The organism is Staphylococcus sp. HMSC034G07, from assembly GCF_001835975.1.
In the GTDB taxonomy this organism is placed as follows: domain Bacteria; phylum Bacillota; class Bacilli; order Staphylococcales; family Staphylococcaceae; genus Staphylococcus; species Staphylococcus ureilyticus.
In genome coordinates, this window is record NZ_KV826609.1 from 51,874 (window position 1) to 73,421 (window position 21,548).

Sequence of the window (21,548 nt, forward strand, 5' to 3'; positions counted from 1 at the left end):
TATGAAATGGTATGGCAAACTATATATCGGTATATTAATTGCAGTATTGTACATCCCTATACTGTTTTTAATGTTTTATTCATTTAATTCAGCAGGTAATATGATTCATTTTGAGCATTTTACATTAGCGCACTATCTATCTTTATTTAACAATGACAGATTGTTATCGGTTATTTTTAATACGATTGCAGTGGCATTATTAGCTGCTGCAATTGCAACGGTCGTCGGAACAATGGGAGCCATTGCTTTATATCATTTAAGGAATAAGAAATTAAAAATTTCATTACTAACTTTAAATAATGTGCTAATGGTTTCTTCCGATGTTGTTATTGGTGCATCATTTTTGATTATGTTTACGGCAATTGGTCACTTTACAGGGTTAGGTCTTGGTTTTATCACTGTGCTCATTTCACATATTGCATTTTGCATTCCAATTGTAGTGATAATTGTGTTGCCTAAATTATATGAAATGAATGCACATACGTTAGATGCTGCTAGAGATTTAGGTGCCACTGAGTTACAAGTGTTAAACAAAGTGATGTTACCACATTTATTCCCAGCAATTCTTGGCGGTTTTTTTATGGCATTAACTTATTCATTAGATGATTTTACAGTTAGTTTTTTCGTTACGGGAAACGGATTTAGTGTATTATCAGTAGAAGTTTATGCTATGGCTAGAAAAGGTATAAGTATGGAAATTAATGCGATATCGACTATACTTTTTATAACAATAATCATAGGTATTCTTGGATATTATTTGATACAAAAAATTATCAAACGAAATAAAGCATTGAAGCAGGTGACTCAACAATGAAACGATTTTTACAATTAATCTTGCTCTCAATTTTTGTTGGATTACTATGTCTATGGATAAGTCAAAAACTCACTGAAAAAGAGCACTCTGCTTCAGGTGAAAAAATATATGTGTATAATTGGGGAGAATATATTGATCCAAGTTTAGTAAAAAAATTCCAAAAGGAAACTGGTATTGAAGTTGTGTACGAGACGTTTGATTCTAATGAGGCTATGGAAGCCAAAATACGCAATGGTGGAACAAATTATGATGTTGCTTTTCCAAGTGAATATACGATAGAAAAAATGAAAAAAGAAGGTTTGTTATTACCTTTAAATCATGAGAAAATACCAAATATAAAAAATTTAGATAAAGATTATATGAACATGTCATTTGATAGAGATAATCGTTATTCAGTACCATACTTTTTTGGTACAGTTGGTATTTTATATAATAAAAATGTGTATCCAAAAGATAACTTTAATTCGTGGGAAAGTTTATATAACCCAAAATATGAAAATGATATTTTATTAGTGGATGGTGCAAGAGAAGTTATAGGTTTAGGTTTAAACAAATTAGGCTACAGTTTAAATGATAAAAAAACACAACACTTAGCAGAAGTTGAACATGATTTGAAACAAATAAGTCCTAATATTAAAGGTGTCGTTGGTGATGAAATAACTATGATGCTTGAACAACATGAAGCAAATATCGCGGTTGTGTGGAGCGGTATAGCAGCGCCAATTGTGCAAAATAATAGCGACTTTGATTACGTGGTACCTAAAGAAGGGTCAAACTTGTGGTTTGATAACATGGTTATTCCCAAGACTGCTCAAAATAAAGCAGGTGCACACAAGTTTATCAACTTTATGTTAGATGCACAGAATAGTAAACAAAATACGGAATGGGTAGCTTATGCAACACCTAATAAGACTGCAAGAGCACAATTACCAAAAAATATCAAAGACGATGAACGATTTTATCCTTCAAAACGTACACAAGCAAGATTAGAAGTCTATAAAGATTTAGGTAAGGATACATTAAGTGAATATAATGAACGCTTTTTAAATTTTAAAATGTCGTTAAATTAAAGCGTAGTATAGTAGTTATTTTATCGTTTATTCGATATAATAGTTTGATAAGTAGTATAAGGAGTTGTATAGAAATGTCAGGAGAACAATATACTCAAGTTAGGCGTCCAGTGAGTCGACTAGCAGAAAAGGTATTGGGTTGGTTGAGCTGGATATTCTTACTATTATTAACAATCATCACAATGTTTATTGCACTAGTTTCTTTTAGTAGTGAAAGTTCTATTCAAAATTTAGAAACGTCGTTAAATGGTAATGATTTTATTCAGCAAATACTGGCGAATAATGGATTAAATACGATTCAATTCGTTATTTGGTTACAAAATGGTATATGGGCAGTTATCGTATATTTTATTGTTTGTTTATTAATATCGTTTTTAGCTTTAATATCAATGAATATTAGAATATTATCTGGTTTTTTATTTTTAATAGCTACAATCGTAACTTTACCTTTAGTTCTGTTATTTGTACCACTCATTATACCGATTCTATTTTTAATAGTGGCAATTATGATGTTTGCACGCAAAGATAAAGTAGAAATGATACCAGCATATTATTCTGGTGGTTATCAAGGTGGTTATAATGACTATGGACAAGAAAGAAAAGTAGAACCAAACCCTGAACCAAGAACAGAACCAAACCCACAATATAAAGCACAACAAGATACTTCTGACGTAGAACAACCATCAAATCAAGAACAACAATTAAGAAGAGGTGGGTATAGTTCCGAAGTTGCTAATAAAGTAAATTCGGATATCAATTCAAAAGAGGAAGAACCTCAAGTACTATCTCGACAAGCCAAATATAATTATAAATCAAAACAGCAGTCAAATGATAATGATGAAAATCTTCAAAATGACCTAGCAGATCAAAACTTTGATAGCCAAGCCTCTGAAGAAGAAGCTAGACGTAGACAAGAAGCATTTGAAAAAGAACAACAACTTCAACAAGAAGCATATGAAGAACAACAGCGAATCAAGCAAGAAAAGGCTGAGGAAGCTGCCAGATTGAAACAAGAAAAAGCAGAAGAAAAAGCTCGGATCAAGCAAGAAAAGAAAGCACGTAAACAGCGTGAAAAAGAAAGACGTAAGCAACAACCCAGTGCAGTTAATCAACGAAGAATGAATTTTGAAGAACGAAAGAAAATCACAAGTCAATCTGCAGAGTCATCAGAGAGTGATGAAGAACAAAACCAATCAAGTAAGAATATGCAAAGCGAAGCAGCAGATACAGATAAAGAAAAATAAAGCATGTATTTTATTATGCTATGCACAAAAAAGAGCAAATCCAAAATGAACTGCACCCTGTCAAGTAGACAGTGAAAAAAACAAAATGTTTATGGCTACCTTATATTTACGATATAAGGGTAGCCATTTTTAATGTTATTCTTTCTTGATTAAAAAATTCTATATATGAATTAATTGCTTTTATTGCTGTAGACTTGTCTTTAAAAATCACTTTTTTTCTTCCTCTAAACAATTCACTTTTAATAGTTCCCCATACTCCTTCCATAGGTCCATTATCTATGCAACATCCTGGTCGTGACATACTTTGTTTTATACCAAGTTGCTCTAACGTAACTTTAAATAATCTGCTTGTATATTGATATCCTCTGTCGCTATGCAAGAGTATACCTTCGGTATTCGGCACAAGTTTGACTGCTTTTTTGAGCGTATCTAATACAAATTTATTGTTATTTGAGGTACTTAATTTATGACTGATAATCTGTTTGCTGCCTAAGTCATAAATAGCACTTAAGTAAAGTTTTTTACCATTGCTGAGTTTGAATTCTGTAACGTCAGTTAACCATTTTTTATTTGGGATTTGTTCTTCAAATTTTCTATTTAATATATTATGTGCTGTAATTTCAGGTGTTGTTTTAATATATCGTTTTCTTTTAGGGCGGATAGTAGATTTTAGATTAAGTTGATTCATCAATCTATAGACACGTTTATGATTTACTTTTTGATGTAGTTTAAGTCTTAAATATATGTATATACGACGATATCCATATATGCCTTTGTATTTATTGTAGATATCAACGATATCTTTGATTAATTTTTGGTTTTCAATTTCTTTATTTGATGGTTTTCGATGTAACCATTTATAGTAACTTGAACGTGATATCTTTAATACTGAACATAACCAAGCTATCGGATAAAGGTTTTTAAATGCTTTTACCGTTTGGTATGATGCTTTTTGTCTGATGCCTGTTTCATCAACTTCCTTTCTATTTCTTCTTCCTTTTTTAAAACGTCATTTTCCATTTGAAGAAATTTATTTTTCTCTTTAAGTATCTTAATTTCAGCTTTTAATGCCTCTTCAGGTGTTAATACAGACTGGGGTTTCCCTTTTCCACGTCCATCTTTAAGTCCATCATACCCATGCAAGTTGTACTTTTTCACCCAGTTATATACTTGGCTATAATTGATGTTAAAATGATTTGCTGTTGTCTTATACGATTGGCCATGATTCATATAATAATCAACGATTTCTACACGATCTTCAAATGTTAATGATTTATATTTCAATTGATACACCTCGGGTTTTGGAGAATATGTTTTTAATATTTTACCCGATAAATACTTTGAAATCCATTTGTTTACAGTTGAAGTAGTGGGGATATTATATTTAACTACTAAATCAGTTAAAGATAGGCCATCATTTATATATTCGTGCACAACTTTAAGCTTAAATTCATTTGAGTAAGTATTATTTCTCTGAATTGGTAAAAGCACCTTTATTCCATGCTTCTTAAATTTATAATAGTTAATCAATAATGTTCTAGGAGAACAATTTAAATTTAATTTTTGAATTACATTTTTCATACTATATCCTTCTTCATATAAGCTGAAAGCTTTTTGATAAGTTTCAGGTGATAATTTTCTATGAGTCATAAAAAAGCTCCCTTCAAAGTTTACATTTTTAAGTGTCTACTTTGAAGGGAGCATATCAAAATGGATTTGCTTTTTTTTATATGAATATTTGACAATTTTGACCGTTCACAAAATCACTATAATAATGAAAACATACAGAAATCGTCATTAAACAAAGGTATTAGATTTAAAAATAAACAAAACAGCAACTTCAATAAAGAAATTGCTGTTTTATTAGTCTGTATATATTTAAGTAATATGTTTACATAAGTTCTTTAAATGTTTCTAATATTAAATATACATTTAATAAGCTTAAAATAATGATTAATAACCACGATATCGTATTAACCCAAGTTCTGTTTTTAAATTGTCCCATTAAATAACGATTGTTTGTCGCCAATTGTAAAGGTATTAATGAGAATGGTAAAGCTAAACTTAAAAATACTTGTGAAAATACTAGTAATTGTTCAATTTTAGCTTCATCACTTTTAAAAATAATGATACAGAATATAATTGGTAAAATTGCAAGGAGACGTGTAACAAGTCTACGTAACCAATTTGGAATTTTGAGGTGTAAAAAACCTTCCATTACAATTTGTCCAGCCATCGTACCAGTAATTGTAGAATTTTGGCCTGATGCTAATAAAGCAATTGCAAATAAGGTACTCATAATTGCCCCCATAGAAGCTCCTAATATAGGCTGGTTTTGTAAAGCATGATATAGATCGTAGAAACCACCTAATTGATCAGTATTAACACCATAAAATAAGGCTGCACCTAAAACAAGTAATAAGCAATTAATAATAAATGCAATCGAAAGTTGAATATTAGAATCCATTGTAGCATATTTGATTGCATGTGCTTTTGATTTTAGACTATTTCTATCATACATTCTTGACTGCACAATAGAAGAGTGTAGGTATAAGTTGTGTGGCATAATTGTAGCACCAATAATCCCAAGTGCAATAAACAACGCGCTATTATTCGTTATAATTTCTTTGCTTGGTACAAAACCACTTAAAACCTCATTGACATGTGGTGAAGCGATAAACACTTCAAATATAAAGATCACAAGTACAGTGAAAATTAACGTACCTACGATTGCTTCTATCTTTCGGAAACCAAATCGCATAATAAAGAGTAATAAAAATACATCTAATACGGTGATAAGCGCACCAACAAGTAATGGAATGCCAAACAATAAATCTAATGCTATCGCACTTCCGATTACTTCTGCGATATCGGTTGCAATAATTGCTAATTCAGCAATAATCCAAAACACAAAAGATAATGGTTTATTTAAGTAATATTTTGTAGCTTGTGCTAAATCCATACCTGTAGCTATTCCTAATCTTACCGTCATACTTTGTAGTAACATTGCTGATAAGCTAGAGAGTAAAATGACGAATAGCAAAATGTATCCAAATTGTGCACCACCTTGCATTGAAGTAATCCAGTTACCTGGATCCATGTAACCAACTGCTACTAATAATCCTGGACCTAAATAAGATAATAACTTTTGACTAAATTTACCATTGGTATTAATAGAAACCGTATTGTTGATTTCTTCTAAACTTTTATTATGCATTTTTATATTATTAGTCAATAGTGATACCTCCTATACTTCTAACTAACTTTTTATAGATTACTCCAAAAAAATTATTAGGTCAACCTAACAAAGAAAAATTATTAGGTTAAAATTTTACTGCTTTTAATTTTTTATTAGTAAATTAATATTTTGAAATATAGAAAATAATACTTTGTAATTTTGTAATATTGTTAAATTTGCTATGATAGTGATAATGAAAGAATAGGAGGAAAAAATGATGAATCGGAAAGCAGAAAAAATCCTTGCTTGGATTGCAAACGGTCTTAGTTTATTATTTTTAATACTCATGATTTTGGGGTTAATTTTATTGAATTTTCCCGAATCCAAGGAAGCATTAAATCAAATATATGAACAGCAAGGTATGTCTATATCAGCAGATGCACTTAAAGCGTCGATATTAATGCAAGGTGGATTTTTATTATTCGCGACGATTCTAGGATTCTGTGGTGTTTTTACAATTAAAGGAAACAGAATTTTAGCTGGGTGTCTTTTAATTGCAGCGGCTTTAATTAGTATTTTTACTGGTAATTTTATCGCATTAATACTTTGGATAATTGCTGGTATTATGCTGTTAGTAAAAAAAGACAAAATTCAATCACAATATCAAATGAAGTCAAATGACAATAGTGAAAATGGCAAGAATAATGATTCACGACAAAAAAGTGACATGAATCCAGAGCAAGAATTAAAAAAGAAAAAAGATGAGGATCCATATATTTATTAAATTATGTGAACGATTCGTACCATTAAAAGATTTATAAAAAATTGAAAATATACGCTAACTGCTAACAAAGTATTGTCTATGTTAGCAGTTTAGTTATGAGTATAATTTTTGGATTTAATAAGGATACAGACATAGAAATTAAATAAATATATTTTTTTTGCTTCTGTCCGTTAATTTAAAGTTAGTTAACGAAATACGTTAAAGTACATTTATTAACATAAAAAAAGAGTCTAGGTCGACTCAACGATGACCTAAACTCTTTCATATTATTCTTTTTTTAATTCTAATCAACATAACTGGAGTGGGACGACGAATTTTTTTAATAATAATAAATTTCTGTCCCACTCTTTTTATAATGTCTAAGCTATTTATACCTTGGTTGCTTTATAGAATCGGAGTTAAACATTATTTATAAAATTTTAATAACTGTGCGAAAGTCTCTTCTAAAAAGTTTAAGAAAGCTTTATCTGTTTTTAATTCATTCGCATTTGGGGCAAGTGTGCGTGCAACAAATAATTCACCTTTTTTCACTTTTTTAACACGATCAATTGCACTCTGTATATCATCGTCTGACATGTTTGCGATGTAAGTTTTTTCTTGAGACATGTGGTCCAAGCTTAAACTATAATCGGATGGTAAGTTTTTAAGGGTTTGAAATTGTTCTTCAAAAACCTTCACACGCTGCGCTTTATCTTTTGCTTCGTGCATAACACCATACATGACAAATAATTGGTTTTCAAAAAGACCTATTTGAAAATGAGGTAACATTTTATAACCGCGATTGTTAGTTGCAAATGCAACCCATGTATCCTTAGGCGGATTTACACTTCGTCTTGCATGTTTAGCAACGTGAGGATAAAATACTTCTCCTGTTGTTGCCTCTAAATATTGGGAAAAATATTCTCCTAATTCATGTAATTGTGGTCGAACATGTTTATTCAAAGCTTCCATTCTGTTATCTAAACCATCAACAGTAAATGCTTTAAAATCGTTTGCTTTAAATGTATATTTAGCCATTTTAACCTCCTAGTATGTAATTATTATTTTTATTTTAGCACAATATTATTCTATAAACATTGCCATTGCATTTTTCTTTGAACGATATTACATTGCACAGAAACGTGTATAAACCTATGAATCAGGGTAAAAACATAGTATTATTAACTAATATGATATTACATACAATTGACTATTTTAAATATATAGAACTTTATCTTATTAAATATTAATGAAAAGTGAGTCGTGAAAAAGGAGAGGGATACAATGACTGTTTATGAGTTTGCAAAAGGCCTTATTTTAGAAGCGGGCATCAATGTAAAAAAAATCATGAAACAAGGTATAGAAATAGAAACTAAGTCAAATCCCAATGATTTAGTGACGAATGTTGATAAAGCGACTGAAAAGTATATTTTTGACAATATTAAGCAGACTTATCCAGAACATTTAGTAATTGGTGAAGAGGGACATGGACATGACCTTAAAGATGAATCAGGTATTGTATGGGTTGTTGACCCAATCGATGGGACGTTGAATTTTGTACATCAAAAAGAAAATTTTGCAATTTCTATAGGCATATTTAATGATGGCAAACCATATGCAGGATTTGTATACGATGTCATAAATGATAAACTTTACCATGCAAAAGTTGGAGATGGTGCATTTGAAAATGGGAATTCGTTATCTACTATTCAATCGAGTCCTTTAAAAACAAGTATAATTGGTATTAATCCAAATTGGCTTACAAAGCCAAAGTTAGGTGAAGTGTTCAAACCAATTGTGGATGAAGCTAGAAGTGCAAGGGCTTATGGCTCGGCTGCCTTAGAAATTATTCATGTAGCTACGGGTAAATTAGGAGGCTACATTACACCTAGATTACAACCTTGGGATTTTGCTGGTGGTTTAATCATTTTGCAAGAAGTAGGTGGCATAGGCACAGATTTAATGGGAAATGCCTTGTCTATATATGAACCGAGTTCCATAGTAATGGCAAATCCTCAATTACATGCAGAACTATTAGAATTTCATTTTCAAAAAAATAATGAAATGATAGAAGCATTACAAAAACGATTAAAACATTAAGATGATTGTTTTGAATCATATAACTAATCAAATTTTAACTTTTAAAGTAAGTGATGTGATACAGAAAGTCAATGATGGATTAATTAGTAGCGTGTTAAATACAAACTTTAAAGCATTTTTAAATAAAATTAACATATAAAAAAGGACAGAAAATACATTTTTTAATGATTTTCTGTCCTCATTTATTTTATAATTATAACCAATTATTCTCACGATATTTCTTTTTTAAAGTGAAACCGCACCCAAATGTTGCAATGAATAGTATAAATGTTAAAATCATCATTGGAACATTTGTAGCAGCGATACTAAAGCTAAACAAAAGCAAAAATATAACCGCTATGATAGCGAGTACCCAGAATATTGATTTAGATTTTTTTTGTTGCATCCCAACCACACCTTTATAGTTTTCTTTAACCAATTATATGATATAATAAAAAAGTTGCAAAGAAAAGTGGGAATTTACTCGAGAAAGGAAATTATATAAAATGACTAAAATAAGAGAAGATGTTCGTAATATCGCAATCATCGCTCACGTTGACCATGGTAAAACAACATTAGTAGATGAATTATTAAAACAATCAGGAATTTTCCGTGAAAATGAGCATGTTGATGAGAGAGCAATGGATTCTAACGACATAGAAAGAGAACGAGGCATAACAATTCTTGCTAAAAATACGGCAATTAATTATAAAGATAACAGAATCAACATTTTAGATACACCTGGACACGCCGATTTCGGTGGCGAAGTTGAACGTATTATGAAAATGGTTGATGGTGTAATCTTAGTTGTAGACGCTTATGAAGGTACAATGCCACAAACACGTTTCGTATTAAAAAAAGCACTTGAACAAAATTTAAAACCTGTAGTAGTAGTAAATAAAATTGATAAACCTGAAGCTAGACCTGAAGGTGTAGTAGACGAAGTTTTAGATTTATTTATTGAATTAGAAGCTAATGATGAACAATTGGATTTCCCTGTTGTTTATGCATCAGCTGTTAATGGTACTGCAAGTTTAGATTCTGAAAAACAAGATGAAAACATGCAATCACTTTACGAAACAATTATTGATTATGTGCCAGCGCCAATTGATAATAGAGAAGAACCGTTACAATTCCAAATAGCATTGTTGGATTATAACGATTATGTTGGACGTATTGGTGTAGGACGTGTATTTAGAGGAACGATGCGTGTTGGTGATAGTGTATCTTTATTAAAATTAGATGGCTCTGTAAAGAATTTCAGAGTAACTAAAATTTTCGGTTATTTCGGATTAAAACGTGAAGAAATTGAAGAAGCTTATGCAGGCGATTTAATTGCTGTTTCAGGTATGGAAGACATTAACGTAGGTGAAACTGTAACACCTAATGATCATCAAGAGCCTTTACCGGTTCTTAGAATAGATGAACCTACATTGGAAATGACATTTAGAGTTAATAACTCACCGTTTGCTGGACGTGAAGGTGACTTCGTAACGTCTCGTCAAATTCAAGAGCGTTTAGATGAACAATTAGAAACAGATGTATCATTAAAAGTAACTCAAACAGAATCTCCAGATAAATGGATAGTTGCAGGACGTGGTGAACTACATTTATCTATTTTAATTGAAAATATGAGACGTGAAGGTTATGAATTACAAGTTTCAAAACCACAAGTTATCTTAAGAGAAATTGATGGCGTTAAATGTGAACCATTCGAACGTGTACAATGTGAAGTACCACAAGAATATACAGGTGCTGTCATAGAATCATTAGGTCAACGTAAAGGTGAAATGCTAGATATGGTGACTACTGATAATGGTTTAACTCGTCTGATATTTATGGTTCCAGCACGTGGTTTAATCGGTTATACTACTGAGTTTATGTCACAGACACGTGGCTACGGTATTATTAACCATACTTTTGAAGAATTCAAACCTCGTGTTAAAGGCCGTATAGGCGGTAGAAGAAATGGTGCGCTTGTGTCTATGGACAAAGGTCAAGCAAGTTCATATGCGATTATGGGATTAGAAGATCGTGGTACGAACTTTATGGAACCAGGTACTGAAGTATATGAAGGTATGATTGTCGGTGAACACAATCGTGAAAATGACTTAACAGTAAATATTACGAAAGAAAAACACCAAACTAACGTACGTTCAGCTACAAAAGATCAAACAGTTACAATGAAACGCCCAAGAAAATTAACTTTAGAAGAAGCATTACAATTTATCAATGATGATGAATTAGTAGAGGTAACGCCTGAAACGATTCGCATTAGAAAAACAATTTTAGAAAAAGCAGCGCGTGAAAAAGAAGCAAAACGAATCAAACAATTAATGCAAGAAGAAGAGTAATTAGTAAATCATCATAGTATTGGAGCAATAAATACTTTTGATTAACATGGCAATGTCAATTTCTATTGGAATAATATAGAGATTGATGTTGCTTTTTTTTTATGATATTCACTTGTTAAGTAGTAAAAATGATCTGTATTTGGTAATATAATTAGTTCGATTTTTAATTAATTAGGCGTTTTAGTAAAGCAGAGGTGTTATATTAACTTATAACTTTTATACACATGACATCAAATTAAATCATTTAATTGTATTTATTCATGATAGATAAATATTTTGATTTTGTAGCGAATATCTTTGATAAGTAATCGTGAAATCTAGAATAGTAGTTACTGATAAAACTTCAAAGTATATCATGAGTTGCTTGAGTATACAGGATCAGTGTTGTTTCACATCAAGAAAGTTAATTGATAAGCAATGGTGATATAAAACAAACCCTATAAAAGTTTCAAATTGATAGAAACTTTCACAGGGCGTATTTTAAGATTAAGGTTCCAGTTGACTTATAAAATATTAACAGTCGATGACGATGGTCAAAGCTATTAATGATTGCTAATATGATGAAGCTATATTTTGCTTTTTGGTTTAAAAGATGTGTAAGTCTGTACAAATAGATTATCGATGGTCGAAGGTTGTTGCTTGATTACGTTGTTTTGGTGTATCCAGACGACTTTTACATTCGTCGCACATAAAAGTGTGCATTGGATCATTTCTTAATCTTTTAGCTTCTAATGTATTTTGATCAATGAATACTTCGGTATCACAGATAATACATTGCACTTTTATCATTTAAATCACCTCGATGTGAGTAACATACTTGAACTCATATGAATAACCTTGTTCTGGAATATAGACAAAACTATCTACGAAGTTATCTTCATAAAGTCTTTTACCATCACGAGCGAATTGGAAGAAAAGATATGGTAGTAAATCTATTGGCACTTCTATTGAGTCATTATCATTAAATAAACGTATTGCTTTCGCATGATCATAAGGCTCAGCATTTTTGAAAAATGGTGACATATTAATTACAAATGAATTTTCTAAAACTGCTCTTTTTCTATATTTAATTTCTGAATTAAGTGTTGGAGGATTTGTTTGTCCTTCTAAAATTGCACGATTCCATTCCCGATTGTCATCGAAATTGATTGGTTTAGTGCCGTCAAAAACACCACTCTCTAAATCTTCTAATTTAACTTTTCTATCATCAAATATCCAAGTTGTACTATCTAAAGTAATTGGAAATTTAACTTCACCCTTAATTTGAATCATAATCCCACTCCTAATGTATTATAAAAATTTTAAATAAAACGAATCGACAAAAAGTTCAGCCGTTACAATAATTGACATTTTTGTGAATTTAAACGTAATTAAATAGTTTATATCATATGAGATGCTTCATATAAATAAAAATGTCTAATTGCTTGAACGCTCATAGCACAATGATTTGTGTAGTTCGTTTCATTAATTATATATGTAACTAAACTAAATATATCACTATTTCTAATATTATCATAAATAACTAGCCTTAGTATATTACTGAATTCGCTTGCTTTTTCTGTATCAGTAAGATAAACTTTTACATATAAAGTTACAATTGATAGGGGGAGTATGTCATGGTAAAGGGCCAAAAATTAAACAGTGCGGCATATGACCAATTAAATAAAGATGCAGACAGGATTCTTCAATTGATCAAAGTTCAAATGGATAATCTTACATTACCTCAATGCCCATTGTATGAAGAAGTTCTTGATACGCAAATGTTTGGTTTACAAAAAGAAGTTGATTTTGCTGTTGAACTAGGCTTGGTAGACAGAGAAGCGGGCAAAGATTTAATGCTTCGTTTAGAAAAAGAATTGTCCAAATTGCATGAGGCATTTACAAACGTTTAATTGGATTCAGTAATTTTAAAAGTATAAATTTATTTTTACTAAATAAAATGATATAAAGTGAAATTAAGTAGTTAAAAAACTACATAAGATATTTGAAGTGGCTAAGATGTCAATATTATATTGATTGTATCGTAGCCACTTTTTTTGTTTGATAACAAAGGATGTATTAGTATATTAATGATTGAACAACAAATTATATTTGTTCGAAAAATGAATACAATTTTTGATATACTGTTAAAGGTACAATTAATTTAAAAAACAATTTCGGTTTTTAGAATAACGTAACGTTTCTGAAACTTTTATTAAAAATGATTAATATGTAAAGAATATATAAAATAGAATTGGATGATATGTCGAATGAATAACATAAAGAGTTTTTTTCAATATATTAGCAAGAATGCTAAATATATTGATTATCCGTTAGTAATTACATATTTGTTGTTATGTCTCATTGGCTTAGTCATGGTATATAGTGCAAGTATGGTTGCAGCCACTAAAGGTTCTTTAACAGGCGGTGTACCTGTGACAGGAACATATTTTTACACTAGGCAATTAATGTACGTAATTATGAGTATCATTCTTGTTTTTATTATGGCTTTTGTGATGAATGTGAAGTTTTTGGAAACAATTAAGTTTCAAAAATGGATGATGCTTGGGATTATCTTATTATTAATGGCAACGCTTTTAGTAGGAAGTAATATTAATGGTTCGAAAAGTTGGATTAATTTAGGCTTTATGAATTTACAAGCTTCAGAACTGTTGAAAATTGCTTTGATATTATATATTCCATATATGATTGAAAAGAAAAGGCCAAAAGTTTTTAAAAATCCTAAATTAATGACTTCACCAATCATTTTATCTGCTATTTGTATTGGCCTTGTGTTTTTACAGCGCGATGTAGGGCAAACATTATTAATTTTAATAATTTTTTTCTCAATCTTATTTTATGCAGGTATTGGCGTTCAAAAATCGCTAAAATATGGTTTAATTGTTCTTACAGGTGTTGTACTTATTGGTGGCTTATTTTTACTCATAGGGCTCGTGCCAGATTATTTAACGGCTAGATTCAGTACCCTTACAGATCCATTTAGTAATGAAGGTGGCACAGGTTACCACATTTCTAATTCATTAATTGCAATTGGTAATGGAGGATTGTTAGGCCGTGGTTTAGGAAATAGTATTATGAAATTAGGTTATTTGCCGGAACCACATACTGACTTTATTTTCTCTATTATTTGTGAGGAACTTGGACTTGTTGGAGGGCTAATTGTCATTTGCCTATTATTCTTTATTGTATATCGTGCATTTGAACTTGCGAGTAAAACAAGCTCATACTTTTATAAATTAGTTTGTGTAGGTGTTGCGAGTTATATAGGTAGTCAAACATTTGTCAATTTAGGTGGTATTTCAGGCACGATACCTTTAACTGGTGTCCCGTTACCATTTATTAGCTTTGGTGGGTCATCAATGATTAGCTTAAGTATTGCAATGGGACTATTGTTAATTACAGCTAAACAAATTAAAGTAGATGAATCGAAAAGAAGACAGCAACGTAAACATACTAAAAATTTTAGCGTGCCAAAAAATAATTAATACGTGCAAAATAAGCAAACGATTCAACATGCAAATGTTGGAAACGTTTGCTTATTTTTTTATCTGTACAAGCTACTTTTGAAAAAGTTAATAAGTTTAACTCTTTTGATAAGTTTAAGTTATTAATAATGATAACTTTATATTATGTTGTTTTTGTGATATAATCTCTCTTAAATACGATAGGTATCCATTTTTTCAGTGTTAATTACAATAAAATAGTTAGTCTTATCTTTAAAATAAAAGTAATGGTTTTATTGTAATTTTAAAAAATGTGAAAACTATTTTACTGTATACATAGTTCGTATTTTGCTATAATCAATTTTATATTCAACTTTTTAGAAAATTCAAAATTTAAGGGGGACCATGATTTGAAACAAATTAATAAACTTATGGTAGCCAATCGTGGAGAGATAGCAATAAGGATTTTTAGGGCTGCAACAGAATTGAATATTAAAACAGTTGCGATTTATTCAAACGAAGATAAAGGGTCTTTACATAGATATAAAGCTGATGAGTCATATTTAGTTGGGAAAGATTTAGGACCAGCAGAATCATATTTGGATATAGAGCGCATTTTAGATGTTGCGAAACGTGCAGGAGTGGACGCAATTCATCCTGGTTATGGATTTTTAAGTGAAAATGAAACTTTTGCTAAACGCTGTCAAGAAGAGGGGATAAAGTTTATCGGCCCACGTGTCGAACATCTAGACATGTTTGGGGATAAAGTTAAGGCAAGAACGACAGCTATAAATGCTGATTTAAGAGTTATTCCAGGTACAGATGGACCAATTGATAATCAATCCGATGCAATTGCTTTTGCAAATGAAGCCGGCTACCCATTGATGATTAAAGCTACAAGCGGTGGCGGCGGTAAGGGTATGCGTATTGTGCGTTCAGAAGATGAATTGGAAGAAGCATTTCACAGAGCAAAATCTGAAGCAGAGAAATCTTTTGGTAATAGTGAGGTTTATATTGAAAAATATATAGATAATCCAAAACACATTGAAGTACAAGTCATTGGTGATGAACATGGAAACATCGTTCATTTATATGAACGTGATTGTTCTGTCCAAAGACGACATCAGAAAGTTGTTGAAGTTGCGCCATCTGTTGCACTTACTGATGATTTAAGAGAGCGTATATGTGATGCTGCGATTCAATTAATGGAAAATATTGAATATGTAAATGCTGGTACAGTTGAATTTTTAGTATCTGGAGACGATTTCTATTTCATAGAAGTTAACCCTCGTGTACAAGTTGAGCATACAATTTCTGAGATGGTAACAGGTGTAGATATTGTTAAAACTCAAATTCTTGTAGCAGATGGTGAAAAACTATTTGATGATGAAATAGGCATGCCACAACAAAAAGATATTCAAACATTAGGCTATGCGATTCAATGTCGTATTACAACGGAAGATCCAACAAATGACTTTATGCCAGATACTGGTAGAATTATTGCTTATCGCTCAAGTGGTGGCTTTGGTGTCAGACTTGACGCTGGTGATGGTTTCCAAGGTGCCGAGATTTCACCATATTATGATTCATTACTTGTAAAATTATCTACACATGGTATGACGTTTAAACAAGCAAATGAAAAAATGGACCGTTCATTACAAGAAATGCGCATTCGTGGCGTGAAAACTAATGTGCCATTTTTAATTAATGTAATGAGAAATACTCAATTCAAGACCGGAGATTACACGACTAAGTTTATCGAAAGTACACCTGAGTTATTTGATATTGAACCTACATTAGATAGAGGAACAAAGACATTAGAATATATAGGTAATGTATCTATCAATGGTTTTCCTAACGTAGAAAAAAGGCCGAAACCGATTTATGAAACGTCGCCAATTCCTCAGGTTCCAAAAAAGGTTGTCGAAAAATTTGAAGGTACAAAGCAGTTATTAGATCATAAAGGGCCACAAGCAGTTGCGGAATGGTTAAAACAACAAGAAGATGTATTAATTACAGATACAACGTTCAGAGACGCACATCAGTCATTGTTGGCCACACGCGTACGAACTAAAGATATGATGAATATTGCTTCTAAAACAGCAGAAGTAATGAAAGATAGTTTTTCATTAGAAATGTGGGGCGGCGCAACATTTGATGTTGCTTACAACTTCTTAAAAGAAAATCCGTGGGAAAGACTTGAAAGATTAAGAAAAGCTATTCCAAACGTTTTATTCCAAATGCTTTTACGTGCATCTAACGCTGTTGGCTATAAAAACTATCCAGATAATGTCATTAAAAAATTTGTGAAAGAAAGTGCTGATGCAGGTATAGATGTCTTCCGCATATTTGATTCATTAAATTGGATAGATCAAATGAAAGTGGCAAATGAAGCCGTTCAAGAAGCAGGTAAGATTTCAGAGGGCGCTATTTGCTATACAGGTGATTTCTTAAATAGTAATCGTTCTGATATTTACACATTAGATTACTATATAAATATGGCGAAAACACTTGAATCAGAAGGATTCCACATTTTAGCAATTAAAGATATGGCCGGTTTATTAAAACCAAAAGCTGCGTATGAATTAATCGGTGAATTAAAAGCAGCGGTCAATTTACCAATTCATTTACACACACATGATACAAGCGGAAATGGGCTATTAACTTATAAAGAAGCTATAGATGCAGGTGTAGATGTCATTGACACAGCAGTTGCATCTATGAGTGGTTTAACCAGTCAACCTAGTGGTAATTCGTTGTATTATGCACTGAATGGTTTCGGTAGAAGCATGCGTGCAGATATTGATGGTATGGAAGAATTATCACATTATTGGGGTACTGTACGTCAATACTATAGCGATTTCGAAAGTGATATTAAGTCACCTAACACAGAAATTTATCAACATGAAATGCCAGGTGGACAATATTCGAATTTACGTCAACAAGCGAAAAGTTTAGGCTTAGGCAATAGATTTAATGAAGTGAAAGATATGTATAAACGTGTTAATTTCTTATTCGGTGATATTGTTAAAGTAACACCTTCATCAAAAGTTGTTGGTGATATGGCTTTATACATGGTTCAAAATGATTTAGATGAACAAACGATAATAAAAGATGGATATAAATTAGATTTCCCTGAATCTGTCGTATCATTCTTTAAAGGAGAAATTGGTCAGCCGGTAAATGGATTCAATAAAGACCTTCAAAAAGTGATATTGAAAGGTCAAACACCATTAACTGAACGCCCAGGAGAATACTTAGAGCCAGTCGATTTTGAAACAGTGAGACAAGAATTAGAGGAAAAACAACAAAAAGAAGTCACTGAGCAAGATGTAATCAGTTATGTGTTATATCCTAAAGTCTATGAACAATTTATTTCGACACAAGAACAATATGGCAATGTATCACTTCTTGATACGCCAACATTTTTCTTTGGCATGAGAGCAAATGAAACTGTAGAAATTGAGATTGATACAGGTAAGCGATTAATTATTACACTTAAAACGATTACAGAACCTGATGAAAAAGGCGTACGTACGATATTTTATGATATGAATGGTCAGGCTAGACGTATCTTTATACAAGATGAAAATGTGAAAGCCAATGCCAGCGTTAAACCCAAAGCGGATAAACTGAATCCAAATCATATTGGTGCACAAATGCCAGGATCAGTTACAGAAGTTAAAATTACAGAAGGTGAATCTGTGACGAGTGGGCAAGCATTATTGATTACTGAAGCTATGAAGATGGAAACAACTATTCAAGCACCATTTGATGGTGTCGTAAGAAAAGTGACAGTACAAAATGGTGATGCGATTGAAACAGGAGATTTATTAATAGAAATTGAAAAAGAGCAAGAAGATTAAACTAAAAAATGCTGGGATACGGTTAACGTATCCCAGCATTTTTGTAAGTTAATTAAAGTAGATTATCCACCACTTCTTATCGTTCTTAGCATCAATACAATAAAGTAAGCAATTAAACCAAACAATATTGTTATGAATAGTGCGTGCAATAAAGCAATTAATAAATTCACTTCAGTAATAATAGATAAAGCACCTGTAATCACTTGTAAAATTATTAAAATAAATGCAGCGGTATAACCAAAACGAATTGTTCGATTTTCTTTGTAATTATTAATTGCGTGTATAAACGTAATTAAAATCCAAATAAAAGCGATTAAAGCCATACCTCTGTGAGTGAAGTTCACCCAATCTTGTACGTTATGAGGTATTAAATCATTAAATGGAAGCGGCCATTGACCATAAGCTAAACTTGCTTCTTTGTGTCTAACTAAAGCTCCAGTATAAATCGTTAAATATACAATGACTGCCATAATCCATGTGTAGATTCTAAGTGGTTTACGAATAAATAATTCATCAGCTTCGTATTTGCGGTCTACTTCAAAGATAATTAACGCTAAAACAAATACTGAAGAGAATGAAATTAATGAAATACCAAAATGTAACGCTAAAACATAATCGTTTTGTTGCCACATGACTGCTGCTGCACCAACAAGTGCTTGTAATAATAAGAAACCAATACTAATCATGCATAACGGTTTAACTTCTTTGATATAACCAATATGTTTCCAAGCAACTATTACTAGCCATAAAACAAGAATTAAAGATAGACCTGATACTGCACGATGACTTAATTCAATAATTGTTTGTATAGGCAAATTTTGAGGTAAAAAAGCACCATGACATAACGGCCAGTCAGAGCCACAACCATCAGCTGAACCAGTTTTAGTAACTAGGGCACCTCCTAGCTGTACAAATGCCATTATTATCGCTGCCAATACAGATAACCATTTCAGGTTTTTTTTGTTAAACAAGAATTAACCCCCCACAAATAAATAAAACAGAATATGAGTAATGGTTCAGCTCAAATGATAACAACCATTATACTGTAAACCAAAGACTCTTTACATTTACTTCTTTATTTTTAAATAAAACTTAATTATTATTATAACAAGAAATACACTTCTAATTGTGTCACAAAAATGACTATTTGTGAATGTCGATAAAGTGTCACAAATAACTTTGTATAAATGTAGTCAATGACCTTAAATTGATATATCATTGTATTATATGGAAAATTTAGGAGGGAAATTATGAACAAAGAACAAACTTTGTCGCATAATTCTAGTCGTGTAACGTTTAAAGAGTTACAACAAATTATTAAGATGGGACTAGTACAGGGCAATTTAATTCCAGCGTTTGCCGGTTCATGGCTTGCAATTGTGTTGGCAAATCATTCCTTCCTCTCGTCAATACCACAGATTTTAATGATGTTGGTAGGTTCGACATTAATTATGGGGGGCGCATGCGCTTTAAATAATTACTATGATCAAGATATTGACAGTATCATGCCAAGTAAACAGCAAAGACCTTCAGTTAATGGAAAAATTTCAAATAGAAATTTATTATTACTTAGTTTTGGAATGATGCTCGTAGGGGAAGCATTATTATTTGCTTTAAATATACCATCCGGTGTAATTGGATTGTTAGGTATCGTTGGCTATGTGTCATTTTATTCAATTTGGTCTAAACGTCATACAGTTTGGAATACAGTAATTGGGAGTTTTCCTGGTGCTGTACCACCGTTAATAGGTTGGACAGCTATCGAGAGTAATATTAGTATAATTGCTGTAGCGCTATTCTTAGTAATATTTTGTTGGCAACCAGTACATTTTTATGCATTGGCAATAAAACGTAAAGATGAATATAGCTTGGCAAATATTCCGATGTTACCTTCTGTTAAAGGTTTCAAACGCACGAGAGTGAGTATGTTTATATGGCTAATATTGTTATTACCATTACCATTATTATTGAGTGATCTTGGTACAACGTTTATGGTATTAGCTACGTTATTAAACTTAGGCTGGTTATATTTAGGTTTAACTAGTTTTAACAAAGATTCAGATCAAACAAAATGGGCAACAAAAATGTTTGTTTATTCTTTAAACTATTTAGTAGTTTTCTTCGTACTCGTTGTTGTTGTTTCATTAATTAAAATGTTCTAATAAATATTAATAAGGATGGAATTTATGAATTTACCAATCTTACCTACAATTAGCACAACATGTATAGTGATAAGCGCAATCCTTATTGCAATCGGATGGCGTAAAATATGGAAAAGAGAAATCGAAAGTCATAAAAAATTTATGTTACTTGCTGCCGTATTTGCGCTAACATTTTTTATTATTTATGCTTCGAGAACGATATTTATTGGTAATACTGCTTTTGGCGGTCCAGAATCAATTAAGATTTATTATACAATATTCTTAATTTTTCATATCAATTTAGCTACCATTGGTGGGTTATTGGGACTTTTCCAAATTATCACTGCGTTCAAAGACAAGTTTAAACTTCACAGATTTGTAGGACCAATTGCATCAATTGTTTGGTTTTGTACTGCTATCACAGGCGTGATGGTTTATGTACTACTCTATGTATTATATCCAGGCGGAGAAACGACATCATTATTGAAAGCAACTTTCGGTTTTATAAATATACTTAGCTAAGGATGCGAGAGACTAATCTAGCTAAAATATTGATTATATCTAAAAATAACCTGCGACACTTTTGTGTCGCAGGT

Annotated in this window: 18 protein-coding genes; 11 read left to right on the plus strand and 7 right to left on the minus strand. The window is 31.4% G+C overall.

What is annotated here, in order from left to right:
• Position 1 precedes the first annotated feature (1 nt).
• The 3 genes from HMPREF2586_RS08340 (at position 2) to auxB (ending at position 3,128) form a co-directional block, all read left to right on the plus strand.
• Entirely contained in the window at positions 2 to 814 is an 813-nt protein-coding gene (locus HMPREF2586_RS08340) for an ABC transporter permease (protein ID WP_046207866.1), read from the plus strand.
• Positions 811 to 1,884 (plus strand): ABC transporter substrate-binding protein, encoded by a 1,074-nt coding sequence (locus HMPREF2586_RS08345; protein WP_064209099.1) that lies wholly within the window; start codon positions 811 to 813, stop codon positions 1,882 to 1,884. Before HMPREF2586_RS08340 ends, HMPREF2586_RS08345 begins: the two co-directional genes overlap by 4 nt.
• Before the next feature lie 74 nt (positions 1,885 to 1,958).
• On the plus strand, positions 1,959 to 3,128 hold the full coding sequence (gene auxB / locus HMPREF2586_RS08350) for a lipoteichoic acid stability factor AuxB (RefSeq protein WP_070658348.1): 1,170 nt from the start codon (positions 1,959 to 1,961) through the stop codon (positions 3,126 to 3,128).
• A gap of 106 nt (positions 3,129 to 3,234) precedes the next feature.
• Here the strand turns inward: auxB and HMPREF2586_RS13050 are convergent.
• A protein-coding gene (locus HMPREF2586_RS13050) for an IS3 family transposase (RefSeq protein WP_371090930.1) occupies positions 3,235 to 4,778 on the minus strand; the annotation gives its coding sequence in 2 pieces (ribosomal slippage) (positions 3,235 to 4,101 and positions 4,104 to 4,778; 1,542 coding nt in all).
• 241 nt (positions 4,779 to 5,019) lie between these two features.
• Positions 5,020 to 6,345, minus strand: a complete 1,326-nt coding sequence (locus tag HMPREF2586_RS08365) for an Nramp family divalent metal transporter (protein WP_064209130.1) — start codon at positions 6,343 to 6,345, stop codon at positions 5,020 to 5,022.
• Between the two features lie 238 nt (positions 6,346 to 6,583).
• Between HMPREF2586_RS08365 and HMPREF2586_RS08370 the strand changes: the two genes are divergently transcribed.
• Complete coding sequence (locus HMPREF2586_RS08370) at positions 6,584 to 7,090, plus strand: DUF4064 domain-containing protein (RefSeq protein WP_070658352.1); 507 nt, start codon at positions 6,584 to 6,586, stop codon at positions 7,088 to 7,090.
• Between the two features lie 405 nt (positions 7,091 to 7,495).
• Here HMPREF2586_RS08370 and HMPREF2586_RS08375 read toward each other — a convergent pair whose 3' ends face one another.
• Positions 7,496 to 8,107 carry a YktB family protein gene (locus tag HMPREF2586_RS08375; protein ID WP_046207862.1) on the minus strand — a complete coding sequence of 204 codons (612 nt, stop codon included), beginning with the start codon at positions 8,105 to 8,107 and terminating at the stop codon, positions 7,496 to 7,498.
• Positions 8,108 to 8,353: 246 nt separating this feature from the next.
• Between HMPREF2586_RS08375 and HMPREF2586_RS08380 the strand changes: the two genes are divergently transcribed.
• A complete protein-coding gene (locus HMPREF2586_RS08380; RefSeq protein ID WP_046207861.1) occupies positions 8,354 to 9,169 on the plus strand; it encodes an inositol monophosphatase family protein in 816 nt (271 codons plus the stop codon).
• 193 nt (positions 9,170 to 9,362) lie between these two features.
• On the opposite strand, the gene HMPREF2586_RS08385 is transcribed toward HMPREF2586_RS08380, so the two are convergent.
• On the minus strand, positions 9,363 to 9,554 hold the full coding sequence (locus HMPREF2586_RS08385) for a DUF5325 family protein (protein WP_046207860.1): 192 nt from the start codon (positions 9,552 to 9,554) through the stop codon (positions 9,363 to 9,365).
• Positions 9,555 to 9,654: 100 nt separating this feature from the next.
• On the opposite strand from HMPREF2586_RS08385, the gene typA reads away from it, so the two are divergent.
• Complete coding sequence (typA, locus tag HMPREF2586_RS08390; protein ID WP_046207859.1) at positions 9,655 to 11,502, plus strand: translational GTPase TypA; 1,848 nt, start codon at positions 9,655 to 9,657, stop codon at positions 11,500 to 11,502.
• Between the two features lie 615 nt (positions 11,503 to 12,117).
• Here the strand turns inward: typA and HMPREF2586_RS12655 are convergent.
• Both HMPREF2586_RS12655 and HMPREF2586_RS08395 read right to left on the minus strand, forming a co-directional pair.
• Positions 12,118 to 12,291, minus strand: coding sequence for a DUF2197 domain-containing protein (locus HMPREF2586_RS12655; RefSeq protein WP_073342466.1), 174 nt, complete (start codon positions 12,289 to 12,291; stop codon positions 12,118 to 12,120).
• On the minus strand, positions 12,292 to 12,774 hold the full coding sequence (locus tag HMPREF2586_RS08395; RefSeq protein WP_046207858.1) for a hypothetical protein: 483 nt from the start codon (positions 12,772 to 12,774) through the stop codon (positions 12,292 to 12,294).
• 344 nt (positions 12,775 to 13,118) lie between these two features.
• Between HMPREF2586_RS08395 and HMPREF2586_RS08400 the strand changes: the two genes are divergently transcribed.
• The 3 genes from HMPREF2586_RS08400 (at position 13,119) to HMPREF2586_RS08410 (ending at position 18,811) form a co-directional block, all read left to right on the plus strand.
• Complete coding sequence (locus HMPREF2586_RS08400) at positions 13,119 to 13,394, plus strand: Fpa/YlaN family protein (RefSeq protein ID WP_019469266.1); 276 nt, start codon at positions 13,119 to 13,121, stop codon at positions 13,392 to 13,394.
• Positions 13,395 to 13,751: 357 nt separating this feature from the next.
• The gene (gene ftsW, locus HMPREF2586_RS08405; protein ID WP_046207857.1) at positions 13,752 to 14,987 is read left to right on the plus strand and encodes a cell division peptidoglycan polymerase FtsW; all 1,236 of its coding nucleotides are present in this window, start codon (positions 13,752 to 13,754) and stop codon (positions 14,985 to 14,987) included.
• A 368-nt stretch (positions 14,988 to 15,355) separates the two neighbouring features.
• Entirely contained in the window at positions 15,356 to 18,811 is a 3,456-nt protein-coding gene (locus HMPREF2586_RS08410) for a pyruvate carboxylase (RefSeq protein WP_046207856.1), read from the plus strand.
• Positions 18,812 to 18,873: 62 nt separating this feature from the next.
• Here the strand turns inward: HMPREF2586_RS08410 and HMPREF2586_RS08415 are convergent, their stop codons facing one another.
• Positions 18,874 to 19,782, minus strand: coding sequence for a COX15/CtaA family protein (locus HMPREF2586_RS08415; protein WP_046207855.1), 909 nt, complete (start codon positions 19,780 to 19,782; stop codon positions 18,874 to 18,876).
• A gap of 279 nt (positions 19,783 to 20,061) precedes the next feature.
• Between HMPREF2586_RS08415 and cyoE the strand changes: the two genes are divergently transcribed.
• Complete coding sequence (gene cyoE, locus HMPREF2586_RS08420) at positions 20,062 to 20,973, plus strand: heme o synthase (protein WP_070658357.1); 912 nt, start codon at positions 20,062 to 20,064, stop codon at positions 20,971 to 20,973.
• Positions 20,974 to 20,997: 24 nt separating this feature from the next.
• Positions 20,998 to 21,474, plus strand: coding sequence for a DUF420 domain-containing protein (locus tag HMPREF2586_RS08425; protein WP_046207853.1), 477 nt, complete (start codon positions 20,998 to 21,000; stop codon positions 21,472 to 21,474).
• Positions 21,475 to 21,548: the final 74 nt, after the last annotated feature.